The following is a 25299-nucleotide window of genomic DNA, read 5'->3' as shown; positions in this document are numbered from 1 at the left end:
GGGGCGCGGGGCGGCGCCGGGAAGTGCGTCGGCTTCGTCCTGCTTTGCCGGTCCGGCGGGTGCGCGGGCCATTCGGGGCCCGGAACGGGTCGAGGGCCTGACCGGTCCGCGGTCAGGCCCTCTCATGCGGCGCTCCGAACCGTGGAGCGCCATTGGCGGGGACGGCCTAGTGCGCCGCCTCGTACTGCTCGATCACGGTCGCCGGAATGCGGCCCCGTTCGTTCACCGCGATGCCCTGCGACCTCGCCCACTCGCGAATCTCGCCGGACCGCTCGCGGTTGGACTGCGTCCTGGCCGGTCGGCCGGCCTTGATGCCCTTGGGACGTGCCCGGCGGGCGCCCTGCACGAACGGCTCCAGGTTCTTGCGGAGCCGGGCGGCGTGCTGCTCGCTCAGATCGATCTCATAAAGAACTCCGTCCAACGAGAAGCTGACCGTCTCGTCGGCCACGCCACCGTCGATGTCGTCAACGAGGCGTACCTCGACCTTCTGTGCCATGCGGGGCCTCCTTTCCACAGTTCCGAGGTAGCCCGCAGCATAGACGGTCGGACGGTCGATAGCGAGGCCGCGCGTTGAAATTTTCATAAATCGCGCCATAGTTAACTCGGAGGATCGGCGACTAGTCACCATGCCGCGAGCAGCGGCGGACCGGAACGGTCGCGGCACGCGATGTCGGACGGGTGAGATCCCGATCGCCGCGCCTTCTCTCCACCGCACGCGGGGACCCGGGCCGGGGCGTTCAGGAAGCCCTTCCTGCCCAGCGCGCAAAAATCAAGATCGAGTCAACTCCGCGACGCCCGTTCCGAATAGCCGGGCAATGCGCCGGACATACCGGATATGGATGATGTTTCCTTACCGCGCCACCGAACCCCGGCGTCCACCGGCGGCCCCGCGCCGCGAACGGGTGACCAGACCGGTCAGGATTCGAGAAGCGCCGCTTACCGAGCCCCGCCTAGCGTGACATCGAGATCCGCGAACGAAGGAGACATGATGAGCGACACGCCGTCGATCAAGACCGTCCTGCACCCCGTCACCGACCTGGCCAAGGCCAAGGACGTCTACACCGCGCTGCTCGGCACCGCGCCGCAGACCGACTCGGAGTACTACGTCGGCTACGACGTCGGCGGCCAGCACATCGGGCTGCTGCCGGGCGGCGGGCCGCAGGGCTTGACGTCCCCGGTCGCGTACTGGCACGTTCCCGACATCGAGGCGAAGCTCGCCGAGGTGACCGCCGCGGGCGCGGCCGTCACCGAGGCCGCGCACGACGTCGGCGGAGGACGCCTGGTGGCGAGCTTCACCGACCCGGACGGCAACGTTCTCGGGCTCGTCCAGGACCGATGAGCACCGCACCGCCGCGTCCGGGACCGTCCGGACGCGGCGGCACCGCGCCGAGATGCGGCGAACTTCGCGAACCTGGTTGGATCGGACCAGGTCACGACGGGGACGGGAGACCAGCATGGGCACGCCGACGGGGGCGCACGCCGCCGACAGCCACGACCTGATCCGGGTCCACGGCGCACGCGAGAACAACCTGAGGGACGTCAGCGTCGAGATCCCCAAGCGCCGGCTCACGGTCTTCACCGGCGTGTCCGGGTCGGGCAAGAGCTCGCTCGTGTTCGGGACGATCGCCGCCGAGTCGCAGCGGCTGATCAACGAGACCTACAGCGCGTTCGTGCAGGGATTCATGCCGACGCTCGCGCGGCCGGACGTCGACGTCCTGGACGGCCTCACCACCGCCATCATCGTGGACCAGCAGCGGATGGGCGCCGACCCCCGTTCCACCGTCGGCACCGCGACCGACGCGAACGCCATGCTGCGCATTCTGTTCAGCCGTCTCGGGCAGCCGCACATCGGGCCGCCCGGCGCGTACGCGTTCAATGTCCCGTCCGTCCGGGCGAGCGGCGCGATCACCGTCGAGCGCGGCGAGAAGAAGGCGGTGAAAGCGACCTTCACCCGTACCGGCGGCATGTGTCCGCGTTGCGAGGGACGCGGCGCGGTTTCCGACATCGACCTCGGTCAGCTCTACGACGACGCCAAGTCGCTCGCCGAAGGCGCACTGACCATCCCCGGTTATACGCCGGGCGGTTGGAACTACCGCTTGTACGCGTCGTCGGGGTTCGTGGACGCGGACAAGCCCATCCGCAAGTACACCAAGAAGGAACTGGACGACTTCCTCTACCACGAGCCCGTCCGGATGAAGATCGAAGGCATCAACATGACCTACGAGGGTCTGGTGCCGCGCATCCAGAAGTCCATGCTGTCCAAGGACAAGGAGGCGATGCAGCCGCACATCCGGGCGTTCGTGGACCGGGCCGTCACGTTCACCACATGTCCCGAATGCGACGGCACCCGTCTCACCGAGGCGGCGCGCTCCTCGAAGATCGGTGGCATCAGCATCGCCGACGCGTGCGCGATGCAGATCAGCGATCTCGCCGGATGGGTCCCGGGCCTGGACGAACCGTCGGTCGCTCCCCTGCTGGAGGCGCTCGGCGACGCATTGGACTCGTTCACTGAGATCGGGCTCGGTTATCTCTCGCTGGACCGTCCGTCCGGGACGCTGTCGGGCGGCGAGGCGCAGCGCGTCAAGATGGTCCGGCATCTCGGGTCGTCGCTCACCGACGTCACGTACGTCTTCGACGAGCCGACCACCGGCCTGCACCCGCACGACATCCAGCGGATGAACGACCTGCTGCTGCGGCTGCGGGACAAGGGCAACACCGTCCTCGTGGTGGAGCACAAGCCGCAGACGATCGCGGTCGCCGACCACGTCGTGGACCTCGGGCCCGGCGCGGGGACGGCGGGCGGCACCGTCTGCTTCGAGGGCACCGTCGAGGGGCTGCGGAGCGCCGGGACCGTCACCGGGCGGCATCTGGACGACCGGGCGTCGCTCAAGGAGACCGTCCGCAAGCCTTCGGGCGCGCTGGAGATCCGCGGCGCGTCCGCGCACAACCTCCAGGACGTGGACGTCGACGTCCCGCTCGGGGCGCTCGTCGTCGTCACCGGCGTCGCGGGTTCGGGCAAGAGTTCCCTGCTGCACGGGTCTCTGCCCGCCGGAGCCGGTGTGGTGTCAGTCGACCAGGCACCGATCCGCGGATCCCGGCGCAGCAACCCGGCGACCTACACGGGGCTGCTCGAACCGATCCGCAAGGCGTTCGCCAAGGCCAACGGGGTCAAGCCCGCGCTGTTCAGCGCCAACTCCGAGGGCGCCTGCCCCACCTGCAACGGCGCGGGCGTCATCTACACCGACCTCGCGATGATGGCCGGCGTCGCCACGACCTGCGAGGACTGCGAGGGCAAGCGGTTCCAGGCGGCGGTGCTGGAGTACCGGCTCGGCGGACGCGACATCAGCGAGGTGCTCGCCATGTCGGTGGCCGAGGCGGAGGGGTTCTTCGGCGCGGGCGAGGCGAAGCTGCCCGCCGCGCACCGGATCCTCGCGCGGCTCGCGGACGTCGGGCTCGGCTACCTCGGCATCGGGCAGCCGCTCACGACGCTGTCGGGCGGCGAGCGGCAGCGGCTCAAGCTGGCCGTCCACATGGCCGAGACGGGCGGCGTGTACGTCCTGGACGAGCCGACGACCGGGCTGCACCTGGCGGACGTCGAGCAGCTCCTCGGCCTGCTCGACCGGCTCGTGGACTCCGGCAAGTCGGTCATCGTGATCGAGCACCACCCGGCCGTCATGGCGCACGCCGACTGGATCATCGACCTCGGCCCCGGCGCCGGGCACGACGGCGGACGGATCGTCTTCGAGGGCACGCCCGCCGACCTCGTCGCCGCCCGCTCCACCCTCACCGGCGAGCACCTGGCTGCCTACGTCGGCGCCTGACTGGGCGTCCGGCCGTCGGAAGGACGCTCGTCGGCGGGCGGGAGTTCACCGCGTCCGGAAAACCGATTGTCCGCCGTCGCGGGGCCGCACTACGGTGCCCGGGTGGACCTCTTCTCCCGCTCGTGGACGGCCCTGCGCGCGGCCGTGGACGCCCTCGCCGACGACGACTTCGCGCGGCCGTCGGGCTGCGCCGGGTGGCTCGTGCGGGACCTGGTCTGCCACCTGGTGATCGACGCGCAGGACGTCCTGATCACGCTGGTGACGCCCGCCGACGGCGAACCGACCGCGGACGCCACCACCTACTGGGAACTGGTCGACCCGCCGACCGGGGACGATCCGCTCGACGCGCTGATCCCCCGGCTGGCCGCCGCGTACGGCGACCCGGGGCTATTGAAGTTCCATCTGGACGACCTCGGGGCCGCGGCCGGGCGCGCCGCCGAACTCGCCGACCCGTCCGTCCGGGTCGCGACGAAGGACGTCGTGCTGACCGCCGGCGACTACCTGACCGCCTACCTCATGGAATGGACGCTGCACCACCTCGACCTGGTGGCGCACCTGCCGTCCGCCGCCGGGCCGCCCGCCGACACGCTCGCGGCGGCGCGCACGGCGCTGGAGAAGATCGCCGGCGCCGCGTTCCCCGCGTCGTTCTCCGACACCGACGCGCTGCTGGTCGGCACCGGCCGCCGCGCCCCGACGTCCGCCGAGCAGGCCGCCCTCGGCGACCTGGCCGCACGGCTCCCGCTCGTCCTCGGCTGACCGCCCGGACCCCACCGGGGCAGCGGCCTCAACCGGTGACGCCGGCGCGGCTCGGCATTTTGTTCAGGTCCGGTCGGCGCCTGGAGCCGGGTCCGGCGGTCCGTCCTGGTCCGCGTGCTTTGCCGCGTCCGAAAGCTCGTCCGGGACGGCGGACGGAGTCGCGCCCAAGGGGCCGTTCTGGTCGGAGTGGGGCGGTTTGGCCGAGCCGGCGGCGGGAGGCGGTGCGGGCCGGGCCGGGCCTTGGGCGGCTCCCGGGGGCGTGGGGCGGTCGGCGCGCGGAGGTGCGGGGGGCCAGGCTTCGTAGCCCGGGGACGGGTGGGCGCTCATCTCCGTCAGCGCCTGTTCCGCCTCCGCCGCGACGGTCGCCGAGCCGCTGCGGGCGGCGTCGCCGTACAGCCTGCGGGCCAGCGCGTGGTCGCCGCGACGCGCCGCCAACTGGGCCAGCCGCAGCGTCGCCTTCGGCGCGATGTCGTGGTGGCCGGACGCGGCGGCGAGCGAGAACCACCTCCCGGCGGTGTCCAGCGCGCCGAGCTTCTCGTCCATCGCGCCGAGGGTGAGCATGGAGCGGGCGGCGACGAAGCGGTTCGCGGACGTCGCGGCGCGTTCGAGCAGCCGCCGCGCCCGGTCGGTCTCGCCGCGGGCCCGCGCGGCCAGCCCCCGGTCCAGCTCGGTGGACGACGCGAGCGCCGCGTCGGCGTCGGACGCGCCTTCGCCGCCCGCCGGGCCTCCCGCGCCGGGCACGCCCGCCGGTTCCTCCCACGGCAGCGGCGGCGGCGCGCCGGGACCGCCGGGCGGCTGGTGGCCCGGCGGCGGAGTGTTCCCGTATCCGGCGCCCGGCTGCCCGTCCTGCGGCACGAACGCGGCCCGCACTCGGGCCGCCAGCCGGTCCACGTGGCCGAAGATCGCCGGACGTCCGTCCTGGGGGCCGGACGGCGCACCCGGTGCGGCGCCGAACGGCGGCGCGGGCGGCCTGGGAAGCCCTTCGGGCGCCGATCCTGGCGGCCCGCCCGCCTGCGGACCGGACGTCCTCTCGTACGGCCCGCCGAACTGCGGTCCGGACGGCGGCGCGCCGGGCGGCGGCCCGGACGGAACGCCGAACGGCGGCCCGGCAGGCGGATACCCGCCGGGACCGTCCGGCGGCGGACCCGCCGGAGGTCCGGGCGGTCCCCCGCCCTGCGCCTCCTGCGGCGCGCCCGGAAACGGCGCGGGCGGCATGCCGTACGGCGACGCGCCGAACTGCGGACCCGACGACCTCTCGTGCGGCACGCCCGGGGCGCCGTACGGCGGCGCGACGCCGGGCGACGCGGACGGCGCCCCTGCAGGGTCGCCGTACGGGACGCCCGGCGGGGTCCCGTACGGCGACGTGCCGACAGGCCCGGCAGGTGGGACGCCCGGCGTCCCGCCGTACGGCGGGACGCCGGAGGGAGAGGCGGGCGCGGCGCCCGGCGGGGTGCCGTACGAAGGCGCGGGCGCAGGGGGCGGGGTGTCGGTCAGCGCCGCGGCGGTCGTGCGGCGGCGTTCCTCGATCATGCCGACGACCGCGGGCGGCAGCCAGGACGCCGGTGGCGGGGCCGACGCCATCAGGCGGTCGATGACCTCTTCGAGCGGCGGACGGTCCCGGCGGTCCTTGGCCAGGCAGGCGGCGACCACGGCGTGCAGGACGGGCGGAAGACCCGAAAGGTCCGGCTCGGCGTCCAGGATCCGGTACATCACGGCCGCCTGCGGCAGGTCCCCGAAGGGCGGACGGCCCGTGGCGGCGTGGGCGAGCACCGCGCCGAGGGCGAAGACGTCCGTCCGCGCGTCCAGGTCCCGTTCGCCGCGCACCTGCTCGGGCGCCATGTACGCGAGCGTCCCGATGACCGACCCGGTGACGGAGTGGCGCGGCGTGTCCAGGGCCAGCGCGATCCCGAAGTCGATGATGCGCGGGCCGTCTTCCGCGAGGACGATGTTGCCGGGCTTGAGGTCCCGGTGGACGAGCCCCGCGCGGTGCACGGCCGCCAGGCCCTCGGCGAGGTGCGCGCCGAGGACGCGCGCGGAGTCCGGCGGGAGCGGGCCGTACCGGTCGACGGCCTCGTCCAGCGACGGCCCGGGGACGTAGGCGGTGACGAGCCAGGGCGGGTCCGCGCCGGGGTCGGCCTTGACGACGGCCGCGGTGTAGAGCGCGCTCACCCGCCCGGCCGCGCGGACCTCCCCGGCGAACCGGCGGCGCAGTTCGTCACGGCCCTGGAAGTCCGCGCGGATCGACTTGACCGCGACGGCCCGGCCGGTGCGGGTGCGGCCGAGGTAGACGGTCCCCATGCCGCCCTCGCCGAGCCGCGCGAGGAGTTCGTACTCGTCGACCCGCCGTGGATCGCCCGGCCCCAGCGGCTTGATCCCCACCCCGGCTCCCCGTCCTCGGCCCAGCGCCACGTTCCGGACGAATCGTACGGCGGAACGCGGCGCCCCCGCGCCCGTCAGGCGGCCGGGGCGGCGGCCGGACGAGGCCGGGCCGCCAAGGCGCGGTCGCGGACGACCAGCACCGCCAGCGCGATCATCCACACGCTCCAGGCGACGTAGCCGAGGAAGTTGGCGGCGTCCGCGCCGGGCACGTCGAGCGGCACCAGGACCCCGGCGGCGACGGCGAGGGCCGAGACCGCGCCGAGTCCGGCGAACCAGCGCGGGGCGCCGGGCATGGCGCGCAGGACGAGCAGCGTCCAGGACGCCGTGAGGAGGTAGCCGAGGGTCTCGCCGACGGCGGTGCCGAGGTAGTGGTGCAGCACCGTGAAGACGGTCTCGGTCGTGGCGGGGTCGGCGGCGTGCGCGCTCGCGAGCGCCGGGACGGCGAACGGCCACCGCAGCAGCCCGAGCACCTGGACGAGCCCGGCGAGGACCCCGGTGTGCACGGCGAGGGTGGTCGCGGTGCCGGGCGGCAGGCGGCGCCCGAGCAGGACGGCGGCCGGGACGAGCAGCCCCGCACCGAACGCCAGGAGCAGGAACCACCCGCCGATGACGTGCGGGTTCGCGGCGAACCTGTCGAGGATCTTTCCGGCGGGCTCGGCGAGGACGCCGGGGTAGTCGAACACCGACCCGAGGCCGGCGAAGGCCGCGTTCGCGGCGGCGACGCCGCCGACGAGGGCGGCGGCGAGGGTCCATCGTCCGTCACGCATGGCTGTGCTCCCAAAACTCTGAACGGTGTTTAACGTTAAACAGCGTACAGTATTGCCATGCCACCACGGAAGCGCGGCCCGAGAAGATCCGTCGACCGCTCGACGGTCCTGGACGCCGCCCTGGCGCTCGTCGACTCCGGCGGCCTCCCGGCGCTGACGATGCGCTCCCTCGCCGCCGAGGTGGGCCTGACGCCCGGCGCGCTCTACACCTACTTCCCCGACCGCGCGGCGATCGTGTCCGCGCTGGTGGACGCGCTGCTGGCCGAGGCCGACACGTCCGTCCTCGCCACCGCGCGGCCCTGGCGGGAGCGGATCACCACGTTCGCGCTCGGGCTGCGGGACGTGCTCCTGCGGCATCCGGGGATCGTCCCGGCACTGCTCGGCGACGCGTTCCGGGGACCGGTCGCCCTGACCGTCGGCGAGCACCTGCTGGACGCCCTCGCCGACGCGGGCCTGCCGCCGGACGAGGCGGCACGCGCGTCCTACGGCGTGATGGTCTACGTGCTGGGCGCGATCGCACTGGAGGCGGCGGAGATCCCCCCGGGCGCTCCGGCCGCGCCGGAGGACGTCCGGATCGCCGAGCGCCGCGCCGCCCTCGGCCATCTCGACCCGTCCACGCATCCGCGCACGCACGCGGCGGCCGACACGATCGCCGCCTACGTCTCCACCGGGCAGTTCCGCTGGGGCCTGGACCGGATGCTCACGGGTCTGCGCCGCTGACGAACGGGCGACACTTCGGTGACATTCCGTGTGGGAATCCTCACGGGCTGGCACCATGCGCTGCATGGCGCGTGAACGGTCGGCGCGGGCGCGCAGCGCGGGCGCCGCGCTCCTGGCCCTGATGATCGTCGCGATCTGCGGCGGGCTGGTGGCGGTGCTGCGGCGCAGCGGGCTGGAAACCACCGCGAGCTGGGCGCAACTGGCGTCGGTGCCGCTGGCGGTCGCGCCGCTCGTCCCGCTCGTCGTCGGCGGCTGGCGCCGGCACGGCACGGCGGTCAGCACGCCCGAGCAGGTCGACCGCGCGCAGGAGACGCTGGCCGGGCTGGTCGCCGAACAGTGGCGCGCGGAGATCCTCGCGCGGCGCCTGGACGACCCCGCGCCGCTGGCCGTCCGGTGGCGCCTGACCGGGCTGCCCGTCATGGACCGCGCGGCGGCGGGCGGGCGCCGGTTCCTGTCGGCCGGGCCGCGCCTCACCGTCCGCAGCGACCGCGTGGACGACCTCGTCCGCGCCTTCCGCGACCTCCCCCGCCGCCGCCTGGTCGTCCTCGGCGATCCGGGGATGGGGAAGACGACGCTGGCCGTCCTGCTCCTGCGCGGGCTGCTGGGCGACCGGCGGCCGGGCGACCCGGTCCCCGTGCTCGTGACGCTCGCGGGCTGGGCGCCGGACGCCGTGCCGTTCGACGCCTGGTTCGCCTCCCGGCTCGCCGCGATGTACCCCGCTCTGCGCGCGGACGCGTTCGGCCCGGACGCGCCCGCCGCCCTGGTGCGCCGCCGCCGGGTCCTGCCGGTCCTGGACGGCCTGGACGAGGTCCCCGAACCGCTGCGCGCCCCCATGATCACCGCGTTGAACGCCGCGCTGACCGCCGCCGACGGGCTCGTCCTCACCTGCCGCACCGCCGAGTACGCCGCCGCCGTCGCCGCGCCCGGCGGGGACGTCCTGACGGCCGGCGCGGTGATCGAACCGCGTCCGCTGCGGCCCGCCGACACGGCCGCGTACGTGGCGCGGAGCCTGCCGCCGCATCCGCCGGGCGCGTGGCGGGACCTGGTCGCCGTCCTGGCCTCGGGCGAGCGGACGCCCGCCGCCGAGGCGCTGGCGACGCCGCTGGCGCTGTGGCTGCTGCGCAAGGTCTACGCCGACACGCGCACCGACCCGGCCGTCCTGCTGAACCGGACGTACTTCCGGACGCCCGCCGCGATCACCGGCCATCTGCTGGACCATCTCGTCCCGTCGCTCGCCGGGCGGAACCGCGCGTGGACGTCCGGACGGGCGTCGGCCTGGCTCGCCTACCTCGCCCGCCACCTGACGGCCACCGGCACGACCGATCTGGCGTGGTGGAATCTTCGGCTCCGGCACCGCACGCTCGTCACCTCGTCGCTGGTCGGCGTGCTGGCCGGGCTGACGCTCACGCTGACGAACGCCGTCCTCTACGGATTCACGAGCAAGCTCGGCAACGGCCTGTCCTACGGGCTGGGGTTCGCGGCACTGTGCGGGTTCTTCGGGTGGGCGTCGGCGCGTCCGGCCCGGTCGCCGCTGCGCAAGGCCGCGCTGTGGCTCGGGGGCGGGCTGGTGTTCGGGCTGGCGAGCGGGCTCGGCGACGCCGTCACCGACGGTCTCGCGGACGGGCTCACCGACGGCCTCACGATCGGTCTCGCCGACGGCCTGTGCGTCGGCCTCGCCTACGGCCTCGCGACCGGCTTCCGCGCCCCCGCCGCCGCGCCCGCCCACGCCGAGTTCCGGCTGCGCGGCCGGACGCGCGCGCTGCTGCACCACCTGGCGATCTGCCTGACCGTCGGGCTGCTGTTCGGCCCGGCGGCAGGCCTGGTGAAGGTGCTCGCGGGCGAGGCGGGGCACGAGTTGGCCTACGGGCTGTCGGCCGGGCTGGCGGTGAGCGTCCACAGCGCGTCCACGCTCGGCATCGTCTTCGGGCTGACGTTCGGGCCGGCGCTGGCCGTCCGGAACTGGGCGCGGACGCCGCAGCCGACCGGCGGGCCGCAGACCCCGCGCGACTCGCTGCGCCGCGACCTGCGGCTGGCGTGCCTGGAGTCGGCGGCGCTCGGGCTCGCGACGGGCCTGGCGTTCGGGCTGTCGACGGGCCTGGTCGCGGGACCGGTGAACGGGGTGAGCTACGGGCTGCTGTTCGGGCTCGCGTTCGCCGCGATGATCGCGCTGCGGAGCCCCGGCGTGACCTACCTGGTCACGCTGCTGTTCCTGCGGCGGCGCGTCCCGTTCCGGCTCATGCGGTTCCTGGACGAGGCGCACGAGCTGGGCGTGCTGCGGCGTGCCGGGGCCGTCCACCAGTTCCGGCACGCCGACCTGCAAGAACGGCTCGCGGACGTCAGGCCGGCCGCGGGAGCGGCACGCCGCATCGCCGTGTGAGCCGGTTCACCCGTCGGCGAGGCGCTGGATGGTGGCGCTCAGCCATTCTTGGAGTTCGACGGGGTCGCCGAGTTCGGACCGCAGGAATCGGCGGCGGGTCGAGACGCCGAGCACGAAGGCGTCGATCGCGGCGGCCCGCCGGCGGGCGTCCGCGTCGTCCAGTCCGCCGGCGCGGAGAAAGCGGTGCAGCGGCTCCAGCGAGTTCGCGTCGAGGAACGCGGCCAGCGCCTCCGCCGCCTCCGGCCGTTCCCCGGACGCGCGTTGCAGCACGAGCAGCGGGTCCTCTTCCGGCGCGCCGGACCAGCGCCCGACGATGCTCGCCGCGAGGCGCGCGCCCAGCGTGGAAAGGTCGCCGTCGAAGGATTCGGCGACCGGGATCTCCACCCGGGTCGCGGCCAGGAAAAGACCGTCCTTCCCGCCGAAATACCGCGTGATGAGGTTGGGCGACACGCCGGCCGCGTCCGCCACGCCTTTCACCGTCGTCGCCGCGTACCCGTTCCGGGCGAACTGGCGTCGCGCGTGCTCCAGGATGCGCCGCCTGGTGACGGCCGCGTTGCGGGGCCTCATGTGTACGAGCATACACATGAGTGGGTAGGCTGCTGCGCATGAAGGATGAACTGCGCGAACGGCTCCGGCGGACGCGGCGCGTCACGACCCCGTGGAGCGGCGACGGGACGCGCGGCGTCACCGCGGCGCGCCTCGACGAACTGCTCGGACATTGGACGGACGGCTACGACTGGCCCGCGCACGAACGCCGCATCGCCGCGCTCCCGTGGGAGACGCTGCGAAACGGCGGCCTGCGCGTCGTTCACCGGCGGGCCGCGGACCCCGATGCCCCGGTCGTCGTGCTGCTGCACGGCTGGCCGGATTCCGTGCTGCGTTACGAACGCGTCCTGCCCCTTCTCCCGGACATGAACGTGGTGGTCCCCGCTTTGCCGGGATTCCCGTTCGCGCCCCCGCTCACCGGCCCCGGCATGACGATGAACCGGATCGCTGAAATCCTCGCCGCCGCGCTCGGCGAACTCGGCTACGGGCATTACACGCTGTCCGGCGGCGACGTCGGCGGCACCGTCGCCGAAATCCTCGCGGGCCGGCACCCCGACCGGGTGACCGCTCTGCACCTCACCAATGTCGCCCCGTGGCGGACGCTCACGGCCGACCCGTCGAAACTCCCCTCCGACGCGGCGGACTACCTCGGCCGGGCGGCGGGATGGTTCCGGCGGGAGGGCGGCTACATCGCGGAACAGTCCACGCGCCCGAACACCCTCGCCGTCGCCCTCGGCGACTCCCCCGCCGGGCTCGCGGCCTGGATCGCCGAGAAACTGGAGGCGTGGTCCGACGATTCCGCGTTCACGACGGACGACCTCCTCACGTGGATCACCGCCTATTGGGTCACCGGCACGATAGGCACGTCGTTCGCCGCCTATGTGGAACCGGTCACCCTTCCCGAGCGCATCGAGACACCGACCGTCCTTTCGATCTTCCCCCGCGATATCAAGCCCGAGCCGCGCAGCTACGCCGAAGCCTTCCTGAACGTCCAGCACTACGAGGAACACGATTCCGGCGGCCACTTCGCGGCCTTCGAAGTGCCCGAGGCGTACGCCGAGGACCTGCGCCGAGCGGTGAACCTGCGCGCTAGCCGGTCACTCGGGTGATCCAGGCGACGAGGTCGGACTCGACCTCGTCGCGGTTGGTCTCGTTGAGGATCTCGTGGCGGGCGCCGGGGTAGGTGCGGTAGGTGAGGTCCGTCAGGCCCGCCGTGCGATAACGCTGGACGACCAGGTCCGAGTGGGACAGGCCCGCGTTCAGGACGTCCTCTTCGCCGACCATCACGTAGACGGGGAGCGCCGGGCGGACGCTGGACGGCGCGGCGAGGCGCTCGGCGGCGGCCACCGCGAGGTCGCCGGTGCTGGCGTCGTCGATCGCGAAGCCGCACCACGGGTCGGCGATGTAGGCGTCCACCTGGGACTCGTCGCGGCTCAGCCAGTCGGCGTCGGTGCGCGACGGCTGGAACGGCGCGTTGAAGAAGGAGAGCAGGTCGCCGCCGGACGCGATGATCCGTTCCATCAGCGCGTCCACGGCCGTCGTGCCGGACAGGGCCACGCCGGCGAGCAGGTCCGCGTAGTCGAGGACGTACTGCTGCGCGGCGAACGAGCCGAGGCTGTGGCCGACGAGCACGAGCGGCACGCCGGGGTGCCGTTCGCGGACGATCCGCGAGAGCGCCACCATGTCCTCGACGAGCAGGTTCCAGCCGTTGGCGCCGAGGTCGCCGGGGGTGCCCTTCATGGTGTGGCCGTGGCCGCGGTGGTCGTCGGCGTAGACGGCGTAGCCGAGGCGGTTGAGGCGTTCGGCGAGGTGGGCGTAGCGGGCCGCGTGCTCGCCCATGCCGTGGGAGATCTGGACGATCCCGCGCGGTTCGCCGGGGGCGGGCCACTCGTGGACGTGGATTTCCAGCCCGTCGCTGCTGGTGAACGTGAACATCTAGCGGCTCCTCAGCATCTCGGTGACCTGCGCGCGGATCTCGGGGGTGTCCAGGCCGCGCAGGGTGAGGGTGGTCCGGCGGCGGAGGACGTCGTCGGAGGTGGCGGCCCACTCGCGGTCGCGGGCGTAGACGACCTGCGCCCAGATGTCGGGGCCGTCCGGGTGGATCGGGGCGCCGAGCGCCGGGTCGGCCCGGACCAGGTCGGCGAGGTCGAACGCGAGCGTCCCGTAGTGGGTGGCGAGGTGGGCGGCGACGGCCGGGTCCATCGGCGCGGCGGCCAGGCGCTGCGCGACGGCGGCGGGCGAGGCCAGGCCCGGCAGCGGGACGGTCTTCAGCAGTTCCCCGCCGACGCCGAGCCGCTCCAGGATGACCTTGCCGATGTGCCGGTAGGTCGTCCACTTGCCGCCCGCGATGGACAGCATCCCGCCGGGGCCCTCGGTGAGGACGGTCTCGCGCTTGGCGGTGGCGACGTCGCCGGGCCCGCCGGGCAGGACGCGCAGGCCCGCGAAGGCGTAGACGACGTCCTCGCGGCGCAGCCCGTCCAGGCCGACGGCGGCCTCGGCGAGGATCTGGCCGATGTCGCCCTCGGTCGCGCGGACCTCGCCGGGCTCGCCCTCGTACGCCTCGTCGGTGGTGCCGAGCAGGAGGTGGTCCTCCCAGGGGATCGCGAACGACACGCGGAACTTGTCGATCGGGATCGTCAGCGCGGCCTTCCACGGCCGGTGCCGCTTGAGGACGATGTGCGCCCCCTTCGACAGCCGGATGCTCGGCGCGGCGCTGGCGTCCTCCATCGCGCGGAGCCGGTCCACCCACGGGCCGGTCGCGTTGAGGACGAGCCGGGCCGACACGCCGAACTCGGTGTCGTCCAGGCCGTCGCGCAGGTCGGCGCCGACGACGCGGCCGGCGGACATGCGCAGCCCGACGACGCCCGCGTGGTTGAGCACGACGGCCCCGGCGGCGACGGCCGCCCGGACGGTCATGATCGCGACGCGGCTGTCGTTCATCTGGTGGTCGGTGTAGACGGCGGCGGACTTCAGCCCCTCGGTGCGCAGCGCCGGGACCTGCTCCAGGGCGTGGGCCTTGGTGATCACGCGGCCGAGGCCGTCGCCGAACGCCGACAGCGCCGAGTAGAGGAACACGCCCGCGCCGAGCTTGGCGGCGCCGTGCGGGCCGTCAGCGTAGATCGGCACGACGAACCGGCGCGGGTTGACCAGGTGCGGGGCGACCTCGGCGGCGAGGCTGCGCCGCTCGCGGTGGTTCTCGGCGACGAGCCGGACGTTGCCCGTCTGCAGGTAGCGCAGCCCGCCGTGGACGAGCTTGGTGGACGCGCTGGACGTCGCCCCCGCGAAGTCGCCCGCGTCCACGAGCGCGACGCGGAGCCCGGCCTGCGCGGCGGTCCACGCGGCCGAGATCCCGACGATCCCGCCGCCGATGACGAGCAGGTCGAACTTGCCGCGGCCCAGTTCGGCGCGGATCTCCGAGCGTCCCGCGGCCGTGGTGGTCACGTTCATCGCCCCTCCACTTCCAGGTCGTCCTCGTCGATCCAGCCCTTGGCCAGTTCGACGGCCTTGCGGTATTTGCGGAGCATGCGGTCGCGGACGCGGTCGTCCAGCCGGGGCGTCCACTCGGCGGCCCGGCGCCACTCGGCGCGCAGCGCGTCCAGGTCGGGCCAGACGCCGGCGACGAGGCCGGCGGCGTGCGCGGCGCCGAGGCAGGTGGTCTCGGACACGAACGGACGGGTGACGGGCGCGTCCAGCATGTCGGCGATGGTCTGCATGAGCAGGTTGTTGGCGGTCATGCCGCCGTCGACCTTGAGGGCCTTCAGCTCGACGCCCGAGTCGAGCACCATCGCGTCCACGACGTCGCGGGTCTGGAACGCGGTGGCCTCCAGGACGCAGCGCGCGAGGTGGCCCTTCCCGGCGAACCCGGTGAGCCCGACGATGACACCGCGCGCGTCCGGCCGCCAGTGCGGCGCGAACAGCCCGGAGAAGGCCGGGACGAGGTAGAGGCCGCCGTTGTCCTCGACCGACAGCGCCAGGGTCTCGATCTCGGCGGCCGTGCCGATCAGCCCGATGCGGTCGCGGAGCCACTGCGTCAGCGACCCGGTGTTGGCGATGGACCCTTCCAGCGCGTACACCGGGGCGTCGCCGCCGAGCTGGTAGCCGATCGTGGTGATCAGCCCGTGGTGCGACCTGACGGGCTCCTTCCCGGTGTTGAGCAGCAGGAACGATCCGGTGCCGTAGGTGGACTTGGCGTCGCCGACCGAGAAGCACGTCTGGCCGAACAGGGCGGCCTGCTGGTCGCCGAGCGCCGCCGCGATCGGGACGCCCTCCAGCACGCCGCGCCCGGTGCCGTACACCTCGGCGGACGAGCGGATCTCGGGCAGCAGCGAGCGCGGGATGCCGAAGTCGGCGAGGATGCCGTCGTCCCAGTCCAGGGTCCGCAGGTCCATGAGCATGGTGCGGCTGGCGTTGGTGACGTCGGTGACGTGGACGGCCCCGCCGGTCAGGTTCCAGATGACCCAGGTGTCCATCGTGCCGAACAGCAGCTCGCCGCGCTCGGCGCGCTCGCGCACGCCCGGGACGTGGTCGAGCAGCCAGCGAATCTTCGGCCCGGAGAAGTAGGACGCGAGCGGCAGGCCCGTCCGGTCGGCGAAGCGGTCGCGGCCCTCGGTGCCGGCCAGCTCCGCACACAGCGCCTCGGTGCGGGTGTCCTGCCAGACGAGCGCATGGTGGACGGGACGTCCGGTCGCCCGGTCCCACAGCACCGTGGTCTCGCGCTGGTTGGTAATGCCGACGGCGGCGAGGTCGGACGGCCGCAGCCCCGCCTTGCCGAGCGCGCCGGCCACGACCTCCTGGACGCGGGCCCAGATCTGCGCGGCGTCGTGCTCCACCCATCCGGGCCGGGGGAAGATCTGCCGGTGTTCGCGCTGATCGACGGCCAGGATGTGGCTGCTCCCGTCGAAGATGATGCACCGGCTCGACGTCGTTCCCTGGTCGATCGCCGCCACGAAGCGGTCCGTCATCCGCGGCCCCTCCGACTCCTGAGATGGGGTGGTTTACTGAACAGTATCGGATTCGACTATGTCGAACAACAGTCTCGCGTCAGAACATCGTGGCGCCGAGGTCGCGGCTGATCGACCGGGCGGCGTCGCGCACCGCCGCGACCAGCGCGGGCGGGAACCCGCCGTCCCCGGCGAGCCGTTCGACGGCCCCGCCGATGCCGACCGCGCCGAGCGGGCTGCCCCGGTGGTCGCGGATCGGGGCGGCCAGGCCCGCGACGCCGTCCACCGCCTCCTCCCGCTCGCCCGCCCAGCCCAGCTCGCGGATCGCGGCGCACTCGGCGTCCAGCTCGGCGCGTTCGGCCAGCGTGCGGCGGGTGAAGACCTTCAGCTCGTCGTCCAGCTCGCCGGGGGCGGCCGGATCGAAGGCCAGCAGCACTTTGCCCCACGCCGTGGCGTGCAGCGGGAGCATGGACCCGACCTCCAGGACCTGGCGGCTCTCGTCCGGCCGGAACACGTGGTGGATGACCAGCACGCCGCCCTGGTGCAGCACGCCGATCCGCACGCTCTCGCCGGTGACGCGCGCCAGGTCGTCCGCCCACATCAGCGAGCGGGCCCGCAGCTCGTGGACGTCGAGATAGCTGTTGCCGAGCCGCAGCAGTTCCGCGCCGAGCTGGTAGCGGCCCGTCTCCGGGTCCTGCTCGACGAAGCCCTCCTGCTGGAGCGTGCGCAGGATCCCGTGCACGGTCCCCTTCGCCAGCCCGAGCGTCACCGACACGTCCGACAGCGCCAGCTTGCGCTGGCCGCCGGCCAGCAGGCGCAGGATCGCCGCCGCGCGCTCAAGCGACTGGATTGAACCCGGCATCCACCCTCCCTAGACGACTATGGTTCGACATTATCGAACATCCTTCTTGTAAGCCAGCAATTTTGCCCCTAGAGTGTGCGCCACCTCACCCCGAAAGCGGAGGTTCCCACCCCATGCGCTCCAGAACAGCAGCGGCCCTGACGGCGTCCGCAGTCCTCATCACCACCGCCGCCTGCGGTTCCGGCGGCGGGTCCGGCGACGACGCCACGGTCAAGATCGGCGCGATCCTCTCCATGTCGGGCATCTACTCGACGCTCGGCGCGCCGCAGAAGAAGGCCCTCCAGATGGGTGTCGAGGACCTGAACAAGCAGGGCTTCACCGTCGCGGGCAAGAAGCGCACGATGGCGATCAGCTACGCCGACGACAAGTCCGACGCGGCCACCACCGGCGTGACCCAGCTCCGCGAGCTGGTGCAAGCGCAGAAGCTCCCGGTCATCGCCTACGGCCTCGGCTCCGACACCTACGTCCCGCAGCTCAAGCGCAAGCCCGTCGCCATGCTGAACCTCATCGACTCGGTGTATCCGAGCATCCTGCGGCTCAGCCCGCACTTCTGGCGCGTTCGCGGCGACTCCCCCACCTATGTCCCGGGCTGTTTCTACTACGCCAAGCGGCAGCTCGGCATCAAGAGCGTCTCCGTCATCACCGCCAAGGGCGAGGGATACGGCGAGGGGCTCACGCAGCTCGTCAACAAGTTCGCGCCGGCCGAAGGCATCAAGGTCGCGGCGAGCACGCAGTTCCCCGTCGCGTCGACCGACTACAGCAACGCGATCCGCACCGCCGTCGCGGCCAAGCCGGACGCGGTCTACCTGTCCAGCGTCACCGCCGTGATCCTGCCCGTGCTCAAGCAGCTCCGGCAGTCCGGCTACACCGGGCCGGTCATCCACAGCGCGGGCATCAACCCGAACCAGGCCAAGGACATCCTCGGCGCCCAGTTCAACACGATCATGAAGGACAACTACGACTGCGCCGGGACGCTGCCGACGACGTCCGACAACCCGGCCGCCAAGGCGTTCGCCGCCGCCTACCAGGCCCGGTACAACGAGTACCCGCAGGACCTGACGATGTGGGCGCACGACTTCCCGTTCATCGTCGCCGCCGCGATGGCCAAGGCCGGGACGACGACCGACTCGGCGAAGATCGAGAAGGCGCTGGCGGAGATCCCCGTCCCGTCCGGCACCGTCAGCGGCTGGATCGCCGGCGGCGGCGGAAGCCTGTTCACCGAGCGCATGGCCCGGACGGCGTCCGAGGTCACGACCTGGTGCTCGAACAAGCAGACGCTCGCCAGCGCGATGACGTTCGACGTGAACAACGGGACGGTCGTGCAGCCGAACCTGAAGAAGGACGTCTGCTCGTGATCCAGGTCCTCGTCAACGGCGTCTTCCTCGGCTGCCTGTTCGCGGTCGTGGCCGTGGGGCTCACCCTGGTCTACGGGGTGATGGAGGTCCCCAACTTCGCCCACGCCGGAGTGATCGTCCTCGCCGCGTACACGACCTGGTCGGTGAGCCACGCCGGCGCGCCGTTCGTGGTGGCGGCGCTGGCGGGGATCGCGTGCGGCGGGCTGGTGTCGGTGCTCACCGAGGTCGTGGCCTACCGGTGGATCATCACCAAGCCCGCCGCCGCGCCGGCCGTCGCGCTCGGCCTGCTGCTCATCCTCCAGAACGTCGCCCTCCGCCTCTACGGCGGCGAGGGACGGTCCCTGGACACGCCCTACGACACCGTCCTGCTCAAGGCGGGGAGCGTGTCGCTGCCGGGGGTGAAGGCGGCGCTGATCGTCCTCGCCGTCCTGTCGCTCGCCGCGCTGCACCTGCTGCTCTCGCGGACCTCGCTCGGCCGCGCCATGCGCGCCGTCGCGCAGGACCGCGAGGCGGCGGCGATCCTCGGCATCCCGATGCGGCGCCAGTACAGCCTGGCGTTCCTCATCGCCGGGCTGCTCGGCGGCGTCGCGGCCGTCGCCTACGCCCCGACGTTCCAGGTCTCGCCGTACATGGCCGACGACGTGCTGCTCAGCGCGTTCGTCGTGGTCGTCCTCGGCGGGCTCGGCAGCGTGTGGGGCGCGGTGGCCGGCGGGCTCGTCCTCGGCGTCGTCGAAGGGCTCGGCGCGGCGTACGTCAGCGCGGCGTACCAGAGCGCGTTCGGGTTCCTCATCCTCGTCCTGATCCTCGTGCTGCGGCCCGGCGGGCTGCGCAGCACCAACGCGCGAAGGGTGGCCTGACGTGCGCGTTCCCGCATGGACCGCGGCCGGGTGGACCCGGCACGCCGCGACGGCGGCGGGGCTCACCGCCCTCAGCGTCGTCGCCTACCTCCTGCTGAAGGGCGTCCAGGGCGACCGCGGGCAGGTCGTGCTGCTCGTGGTCGTCTGGGCCATCGCCCTGACCGGCCTCAACCTCATCACCGGCCTCGGCGGGTACCCGAGCCTCGCGCACGTGTCGTTCTTCGGCGGCGGCGCGTACCTGTCGGCGTACCTGCTCGGCAAGGGCCTGCCGATGGCGCTGTGCGCGCTGCTCGCCGTGGGCGGGACGATGCTCGCCGGGCTCGTCGTGGCGCTGGTGTTCAGCCGGACGCGCGGCCAGTACTTCGCCATCGGGACGATGTTCTTCACGGCCGTCACGAACCTCGTCCTCACCAACGCCGCCGGGGTCACCGGCGGCCCGAACGGACGGCCCGTCGACCTCGGCTTCTCGCTCGACACGACGCTCGTGCTGCTCGCGGCGTCGCTCGGGCTCAGCCTCGGCGCGTTCTACGTCCTGTCGCGCAGCCGCTTCGGGGACCGGCTGCGCGCCATCCGCGAGGACGAGGACCTGGCCCAGCACGTCGGCGTCCCGACCGCCCGCGTGAAGCTCATCGCGATGGTCGTGTCCTCGGCGTTCGGCGCGTGGGCGGGCGTGCTTTTCGCCCAGTACAACGGCGTCATCGCGCCGTCGCAGTTCACGTTCGTGCAGGGCTTCCTGATGCTCGTCGCGATCGGGCTCGGCGGCGGCGGACGGCTGCTGGCCCCGCTCGTCGGCAGCGCCGTCGTCATCGGGTTCACCCAGCTCATCAAGCTCGGGCCGGGCGTCAGCCAGATCGTGCTCGGCGTGCTGTTCATCCTCGTCACGCTGCTCGTCCCGAACGGGATCCTCGGCGGGATCACCGCGCTGTGGCGGCGGCCCCGGCCGGCCGTGCCGGACGTTCCGGCCGCGCCCGCCCGCGCGAAGGAGGTCGCGTCATGACCGCGCTGCTGACCGTCGACAACGTCGTCAAGCGCTACGGGGGCCTCGCCGCCGTGGACGGCGTGTCGTTCACGCTCGACGCGGGCGGCGTCCTCGGTCTCATCGGGCCCAACGGCTCGGGCAAGACGACCCTGCTCGGCGTCCTCGCCGGGACCCACGACCCGACCGAGGGCACGGTCACGCTCGACGGCCGGGTCGCGTCCGGGCGGGGCGCGCACCGGGCCGTCCGGTCGGGGATCGCGCGGACGTTCCAGACCACCCGCCTGTTCGGGACCTGGACGCTGCGCGACAGCCTGCGCCTCGCGCGCGGCGAGGCCAAGGGCCGCACGAGCGCCGCGTCCGACGACGACATCGCCGAACTGCTCGGCCTGGACGGGCTGCTGGACCGGCCGTGCGGGGCGCTGACCAGCGCGGCGCAGCGGCTCGCGATGATCGCGCTGGCGCTCGCCACCGGCCCGCGCGTCCTGCTGCTGGACGAGCCCGCCGTCGGCATGGACACCGGCGAGTCGGCCGCGCTCGCCGCCGCCGTCCGGCGGGTCGCCGACCGGCTCGGCGTCGCGGTCGTCGTCGTGGACCACAACATGCACTTCCTCATGCCGCTGGCCGACCGGGTGCTCGTGATGGCGGCGGGCGCCGTCCTCGCCACCGGGACGCCCGAGGAGATCCGCTCCGACGAGGCCGTCATCGCGTCCTACCTGGGAGGGGCCTGACCCATGCTCACCGTCACCGACCTCACGGTCGCCTTCGGGAACACCGTCGCCGTGCGCGACGTCGCGCTGACCGCCGCGTCCGGGACGGTCACCGGCATCCTCGGCGCCAACGGCGCGGGCAAGACCACGACGCTGCTCGGGATCCTCGGCCGCGTCCCGCGCCGCAGCGGGACGCTCACCTTCGACGGCCGGGACGTCACCGGGGACGACACCGGCGCGCTCGTCCGGGCGGGCATCGCGCTCTGCCCGGAGAACCGGCGGCTGTTCCCGAACATGTCGATCGAGGACAACCTGCTGCTCGGCGCGTACGGGCACGGCCGCAAGGTGCGGCGGGAGCGGCTGGAGCGCACCTACGCCCGCTTCGGCTGGATCCGCGACCGCGCCGCCGAGCCCGCCGGACGGCTGAGCGGCGGCCAGCAGCAGGGCGTCGCGATCGCGCGGGCGCTGATGTCGGACCCGAAGCTCGTCCTGCTGGACGAGCCGTCCAGCGGCCTGTCGCCGGTCGCGGTGGACGAGATCGGCGAGCTGCTCGCCGGGATCGCCGCCGAGGGGACGGCGATGCTGCTGGTCGAGCAGAACGTCCGGCTCGTCCGGAAGCTGTGCTCGACGGCGTACGTCCTCGCGCACGGCCGGGTGACCGCGTCCGGGCCGGTGGACGAGCTGTTCGACGACGATTCCGTCTCCGACGCCTACCTGGGCAAAGTGGTCTGACCTGCCGGTATCCGTTTCCCTTTCGTTTCGCCTAAAGTCCTGATTTATCCGTCGGCGTCCTGGAGACTGCTCCCATGAAACGCTCCTTCAAGCGCTCCCTGGCGATCGTTCCCGCACTCGCCGCGCTGACGATCCCGGGCGGCCTCGCCGCCGCCTCGCCCCCCGCCTCCGCCACCGCCGTCACCGCCGCGTCGTTCCAGCGCGGCCCCGCGCCGACCCTGTCCGGCATCCGCGCCAAGCGCGGACCGTTCGCCTTCTCCAAGGTGACGGTCACCTCCGACCAGGCCGCGGGCGCGTTCGGCGGCGGGACGATCTACTACCCGAACGACACCGGCAAGGGGACGTTCGGCGGCATCGCCGTCAGCCCCGGGTTCCAGGGGCCCGAGGTGTCCATCGCCTGGCTCGGGCCGCGCCTGGCGTCGCAGGGCTTCGTCGTGTTCACGATCGCCACCAAGACCGTCAACGACCAGCCGGCCGAGCGCGGCGACGAACTCCTCGCGGCGCTGGACTACCTGACCGGCAAGTCCCCGGCGGCCGTCCAGAAGCGCCTGGACCCGAGCCGCCTCGCGGTGACGGGCCACTCGATGGGCGGCGGGGGCGTGCTGAGCGCCGCCAAGGAGCGGCCGAGCCTCAAGGCCGCCGTCCCGCTCGCGCCCTGGCACCTGAACAAGAACTGGTCGACGGTCACCGTCCCGACGCTGATCGAGAGCGCGACGAACGACGGCTGGGCGCCCGCCGACAGCTTCGCCGAGCCGATGTACCAGAGCCTGACGCGGGCGCGGGACCGCGCCTACGCGCAGCTCGCCGACTCCAACCACCTGACGTTCACCCGGGACACGCCGGAGGCCGGCAGCCTGGAGGTCGCCTGGATGAAGCGGTTCCTGGACGAGGACACCCGCTACAACCAGTTCCTCTGCCCCGGCCCGAACGACTCCGGGTACGCCGCGTACCGCGCGTCCTGCCCGATCTCCTGACGGCGGCCCCGTGCCGTGCGCCCGCCCGCACGGCACGGACCGCCCCTTCAGGTGTTTTCAAGGTAATTCGATAGGGATAGGGGATAGTCTCGGTGCCATGCCCGAAACCGCAGGCGGCGAGCGTGATCCCCGGGTCGTCGTGGTGGGCGGCGGGGCCAGCGCGACGCTGACCGCCGTGCATCTGCTGCGCCGCACCGGACCCGTCCCCCGGCTCGTCGTGATCGACCGGCACGGCCGGCACGGGCGCGGCCAGGCGTACGCCACCGAGGACCCCGGCCATCTGCTGAACGCCCGCGTCGCGACGATGAGCGGCCTCCAGACCGACCCGGGCCACCTGCTGGCCTGGGCGCGCGGACGGGGCCTCGACGTCACCGCCGACGACTTCCTGCCGCGTCCGCTCTACGGCCGCTACCTGCGCGACCTCCTCGCCGACGCGCTGCGCGGACGCCCCGACGGCCAGCTCGCCGAGCGCACCGGGACGGTCACCGCGCTGCTCCCGGCGGGCGCGGGCTGGCGGGTCGTCCTGGCCGACGGCGACACGATCGCCGCCGACGCCGTCGTCCTCGCCACCGGCAACCAGGCCCCGGCGTCCTGGCCGTGGGCGCCGGCCGGTCCCCGCTACGTCCCCGACCCGTGGGCGCCCGGCGCGCTGGACGCGATCGGGGACGACGCGCCCGTGCTCGTCGCCGGCACCGGGCTCACGGCCGTCGACCTCGCGACCACGCTCGCCGCCGGACGCACCGTCTACGCGGTGTCGCGGCACGGCCTGCTCCCCCGGACGCACCGGACGCCGCGTCCGCCCTCCGCCCGGCTCGCCGCGCCGCCCGAGCACGCCGACCTGCGCGCACTGCTGCGCTGGGCGCGGCTGGCGGTCCGCGACAACGACGGCGAGTGGCACGGGGTGGTGGACGCGATCCGTCCGCACGTCCCCCGCATCTGGGCGCGGCTCCCCGAACCGGACCGGCGGCGCTTCCTCGACCTGGCCGCGCGGCACTGGGAGGTCCACCGGCACCGGATCCCGCCCGTCACGGCCGACCGGATCGCGCGGCTGCGCGCCGCCGGACGGCTCCACGTCCTGTCCGGGCGGATCGAGGACGTCCGGGCGAACGCCGACGGGCTCACCGTCCGCCTCACCGACCGCGAACTGCGCGTGGGCTGGCTGGTCAACGGCACCGGGCCGGCCGCCGCGCCCGGCGCCGACCCGCTGCTGCGGCGGCTCGTCGCCGCCGGGGTCGCCGCGCCCGGCCCGCTCGGCCTCGGCCTGGACGCCGACGAGGGCGGCCGGGTCCGCGACGCGGCCGGCCGCCCGCGGCCCCGGCTGTTCACGCTCGGCCCGACGCTGCGCGGCCTGCGCTACGAGACGACGGCCGTCCCGGAGATCCGCGCACAGGCCGCCGACCTCGCCGCGCGGCTCGCGGTGCTCGGCGTCGCGGACGCGGCCCCGGTGCCGGTCGCGTCCGCGTGAGCCGTCCTCAGTAGTCGAACCAGCGCGGCAACCGGGCCGCGACGAGCGGATTGCCCCGGAATCTGAGCGTCCGCTCGCGCAGCGCCCGGACGACGTTGAGCCGCCCCGCGCACAGCCGGATCAGCACCGGCGCGGTGACCGTGAGCCGGACGTCCGGCCGCCGTGCCGTGCCCCGCTCGGCGGTCGCGCCGTGGGAGCCGTAGGCGAACCGGTAGGGCAGGTCGCCGTCCGGCATCCGGACGACCCACTGGACGACCCCGGACCGGCCCCGCGCCCGCTCCGGAGAGAAGCGCTCGGCCATGACGCCGAAGATCCGGTCCAGCGCCGGGGCCGCCCCGGCCTGCTGGAGGAACCCTTCGAGGAACGCGTCGTCGACGCCCTCGATCGCGAGCAGCTCGCGCAACTGCGCGGGCGTGCCGATCTGGTCGAGCAGGGCGTTGAGGGCGTCGCTCACGTCAGGCGCTCGTGTCGAACGCGGCGGGCAGCTTCGCGCCGAACAGCATGTCGCCGTTCAGCTTGATCGAGCCGTTCATGAACGCGGTGAGGCCGTTCAGCGTGCCCGCGCAGAGCCGCAGCAGGTCGGGCGCCGACAGGGTGAGCGTGACGCGCGGGTTGCCCGCCGCGCCCCGGCCGGACTCGGCGACGCCGTCGGCGATCGTCAGGTGGTAGATCTGCGGGCCGTCCGGCGTGGTGACGTGCCACTCGATCGTGCCGCGCTCGGTGCGCAGCCGCTCGCCGAGGAACCGGCCCGGCATGAGGTCGAAGACGCGGTCGAGCAGCACGTCGCTGCCCGCCTTGCCGAGGATCTGCTCCACCAGCCGGTCGATCATGCCGGTGTCGTCGCCCGCGAACTCCACGAGCCGGCGCAGCTCGCCGGGCGTGCTGATCTCCTGCGCCAGCCTCGCCACGTCGTCGGCGCCGAGCTTGTCGACCACCGCGTCGGGGCCGGCGGCGGCGGCCTCGGTGAGCAGGTCGTCCAGGACGCCGTTGCCTTCGCTCATCTCATTCTCCATCTCGGTCAGAGCCAGAAGAATCCGTCCCATGGATTTATGGGACGAATAC

At 73.5% G+C, this 25299-nt stretch carries 23 protein-coding genes; 13 read left to right on the top strand and 10 right to left on the bottom strand.

What is annotated here, in order from left to right:
* Window positions 1–166 precede the first annotated feature (166 nt).
* Window positions 167–496 (bottom strand): histone-like nucleoid-structuring protein Lsr2, encoded by a 330-nt coding sequence (locus BTM25_RS26140; protein WP_103565706.1) that lies wholly within the window; start codon window positions 494–496, stop codon window positions 167–169.
* A gap of 492 nt (window positions 497–988) precedes the next feature.
* On the opposite strand from BTM25_RS26140, the gene BTM25_RS26135 reads away from it, so the two are divergent.
* From BTM25_RS26135 to BTM25_RS26125, 3 genes are all read left to right on the top strand, one after another.
* On the top strand, window positions 989–1339 hold the full coding sequence (locus BTM25_RS26135; RefSeq protein ID WP_146059161.1) for a VOC family protein: 351 nt from the start codon (window positions 989–991) through the stop codon (window positions 1337–1339).
* A 115-nt stretch (window positions 1340–1454) separates the two neighbouring features.
* Complete coding sequence (locus BTM25_RS26130) at window positions 1455–3821, top strand: ATP-binding cassette domain-containing protein (protein ID WP_103565702.1); 2367 nt, start codon at window positions 1455–1457, stop codon at window positions 3819–3821.
* Between the two features lie 102 nt (window positions 3822–3923).
* On the top strand, window positions 3924–4577 hold the full coding sequence (locus tag BTM25_RS26125; RefSeq protein WP_103565920.1) for a maleylpyruvate isomerase N-terminal domain-containing protein: 654 nt from the start codon (window positions 3924–3926) through the stop codon (window positions 4575–4577).
* A 63-nt stretch (window positions 4578–4640) separates the two neighbouring features.
* Here the strand turns inward: BTM25_RS26125 and BTM25_RS26120 are convergent, their stop codons facing one another.
* The gene (locus tag BTM25_RS26120; protein ID WP_103565700.1) at window positions 4641–6956 is read right to left on the bottom strand and encodes a serine/threonine-protein kinase; all 2316 of its coding nucleotides are present in this window, start codon (window positions 6954–6956) and stop codon (window positions 4641–4643) included.
* 74 nt (window positions 6957–7030) lie between these two features.
* Window positions 7031–7723: a DUF4386 family protein gene (locus tag BTM25_RS26115; RefSeq protein ID WP_103565699.1), complete on the bottom strand. Its 693-nt coding sequence runs from the start codon at window positions 7721–7723 to the stop codon at window positions 7031–7033.
* Between the two features lie 57 nt (window positions 7724–7780).
* On the opposite strand from BTM25_RS26115, the gene BTM25_RS26110 reads away from it, so the two are divergent.
* Both BTM25_RS26110 and BTM25_RS26105 read left to right on the top strand, forming a co-directional pair.
* Window positions 7781–8443, top strand: a complete 663-nt coding sequence (locus BTM25_RS26110) for a TetR/AcrR family transcriptional regulator (protein WP_205648273.1) — start codon at window positions 7781–7783, stop codon at window positions 8441–8443.
* Between the two features lie 64 nt (window positions 8444–8507).
* Window positions 8508–10820: an NACHT domain-containing protein gene (locus BTM25_RS26105; protein ID WP_205648272.1), complete on the top strand. Its 2313-nt coding sequence runs from the start codon at window positions 8508–8510 to the stop codon at window positions 10818–10820.
* A 6-nt stretch (window positions 10821–10826) separates the two neighbouring features.
* Here BTM25_RS26105 and BTM25_RS26100 read toward each other — a convergent pair whose 3' ends face one another.
* Window positions 10827–11387, bottom strand: coding sequence for a TetR/AcrR family transcriptional regulator (locus BTM25_RS26100; protein ID WP_103565696.1), 561 nt, complete (start codon window positions 11385–11387; stop codon window positions 10827–10829).
* Between the two features lie 38 nt (window positions 11388–11425).
* Here BTM25_RS26100 and BTM25_RS26095 point away from each other — a divergent pair, with 38 nt between their 5' ends.
* Window positions 11426–12475 carry an epoxide hydrolase family protein gene (locus BTM25_RS26095; RefSeq protein WP_103565694.1) on the top strand — a complete coding sequence of 350 codons (1050 nt, stop codon included), beginning with the start codon at window positions 11426–11428 and terminating at the stop codon, window positions 12473–12475.
* On the opposite strand, the gene BTM25_RS26090 is transcribed toward BTM25_RS26095, so the two are convergent.
* The 4 genes from BTM25_RS26090 to BTM25_RS26075 form a co-directional block, all read right to left on the bottom strand.
* The gene (locus BTM25_RS26090; RefSeq protein WP_103565692.1) at window positions 12456–13301 is read right to left on the bottom strand and encodes an alpha/beta fold hydrolase; all 846 of its coding nucleotides are present in this window, start codon (window positions 13299–13301) and stop codon (window positions 12456–12458) included. The two genes, BTM25_RS26095 and BTM25_RS26090, sit on opposite strands and share 20 nt — an antisense overlap.
* On the bottom strand, window positions 13302–14813 hold the full coding sequence (locus tag BTM25_RS26085) for a glycerol-3-phosphate dehydrogenase/oxidase (RefSeq protein WP_103565690.1): 1512 nt from the start codon (window positions 14811–14813) through the stop codon (window positions 13302–13304).
* Window positions 14810–16327 (bottom strand): glycerol kinase GlpK, encoded by a 1518-nt coding sequence (glpK, locus tag BTM25_RS26080; protein ID WP_103565689.1) that lies wholly within the window; start codon window positions 16325–16327, stop codon window positions 14810–14812. The genes BTM25_RS26085 and glpK overlap by 4 nt, the downstream gene beginning before the upstream one ends.
* Before the next feature lie 79 nt (window positions 16328–16406).
* A complete protein-coding gene (locus BTM25_RS26075) occupies window positions 16407–17168 on the bottom strand; it encodes an IclR family transcriptional regulator (RefSeq protein WP_103565687.1) in 762 nt (253 codons plus the stop codon).
* Window positions 17169–17281: 113 nt separating this feature from the next.
* Here BTM25_RS26075 and BTM25_RS26070 point away from each other — a divergent pair, with 113 nt between their 5' ends.
* From BTM25_RS26070 to BTM25_RS26040, 7 genes are all read left to right on the top strand, one after another.
* On the top strand, window positions 17282–18523 hold the full coding sequence (locus BTM25_RS26070; protein WP_103565685.1) for an ABC transporter substrate-binding protein: 1242 nt from the start codon (window positions 17282–17284) through the stop codon (window positions 18521–18523).
* Window positions 18520–19380: a branched-chain amino acid ABC transporter permease gene (locus tag BTM25_RS26065; protein WP_103565683.1), complete on the top strand. Its 861-nt coding sequence runs from the start codon at window positions 18520–18522 to the stop codon at window positions 19378–19380. The genes BTM25_RS26070 and BTM25_RS26065 overlap by 4 nt, the downstream gene beginning before the upstream one ends.
* Window position 19381: 1 nt before the next feature.
* Window positions 19382–20377, top strand: a complete 996-nt coding sequence (locus BTM25_RS26060) for a branched-chain amino acid ABC transporter permease (RefSeq protein WP_103565682.1) — start codon at window positions 19382–19384, stop codon at window positions 20375–20377.
* Window positions 20374–21087, top strand: a complete 714-nt coding sequence (locus BTM25_RS26055; protein WP_103565914.1) for an ABC transporter ATP-binding protein — start codon at window positions 20374–20376, stop codon at window positions 21085–21087. The genes BTM25_RS26060 and BTM25_RS26055 overlap by 4 nt, the downstream gene beginning before the upstream one ends.
* A 3-nt stretch (window positions 21088–21090) precedes the next feature.
* On the top strand, window positions 21091–21798 hold the full coding sequence (locus BTM25_RS26050; RefSeq protein WP_103565680.1) for an ABC transporter ATP-binding protein: 708 nt from the start codon (window positions 21091–21093) through the stop codon (window positions 21796–21798).
* Window positions 21799–21872: 74 nt separating this feature from the next.
* Entirely contained in the window at window positions 21873–22772 is a 900-nt protein-coding gene (locus BTM25_RS26045) for a dienelactone hydrolase family protein (protein WP_103565678.1), read from the top strand.
* A gap of 97 nt (window positions 22773–22869) precedes the next feature.
* Window positions 22870–24237, top strand: a complete 1368-nt coding sequence (locus tag BTM25_RS26040; RefSeq protein ID WP_103565676.1) for an FAD/NAD(P)-binding protein — start codon at window positions 22870–22872, stop codon at window positions 24235–24237.
* Window positions 24238–24244: 7 nt separating this feature from the next.
* Here BTM25_RS26040 and BTM25_RS26035 read toward each other — a convergent pair whose 3' ends face one another.
* Together BTM25_RS26035 and BTM25_RS26030 are read right to left on the bottom strand one after the other, a co-directional pair.
* A complete protein-coding gene (locus BTM25_RS26035; protein ID WP_103565674.1) occupies window positions 24245–24691 on the bottom strand; it encodes an SCP2 sterol-binding domain-containing protein in 447 nt (148 codons plus the stop codon).
* A 1-nt stretch (window position 24692) separates the two neighbouring features.
* Window positions 24693–25238, bottom strand: a complete 546-nt coding sequence (locus BTM25_RS26030) for an SCP2 sterol-binding domain-containing protein (RefSeq protein WP_103565672.1) — start codon at window positions 25236–25238, stop codon at window positions 24693–24695.
* Between the last annotated feature and the right edge of the window lie 61 nt (window positions 25239–25299).

Origin of the sequence: Actinomadura rubteroloni, assembly GCF_002911665.1 — a bacterium.
Taxonomy (GTDB): Bacteria; Actinomycetota; Actinomycetes; order Streptosporangiales; family Streptosporangiaceae; genus Spirillospora; species Spirillospora rubteroloni.
Note: the sequence above shows the minus strand (reverse complement) of the source record. Positions and strands in the feature narration are given on the sequence as shown.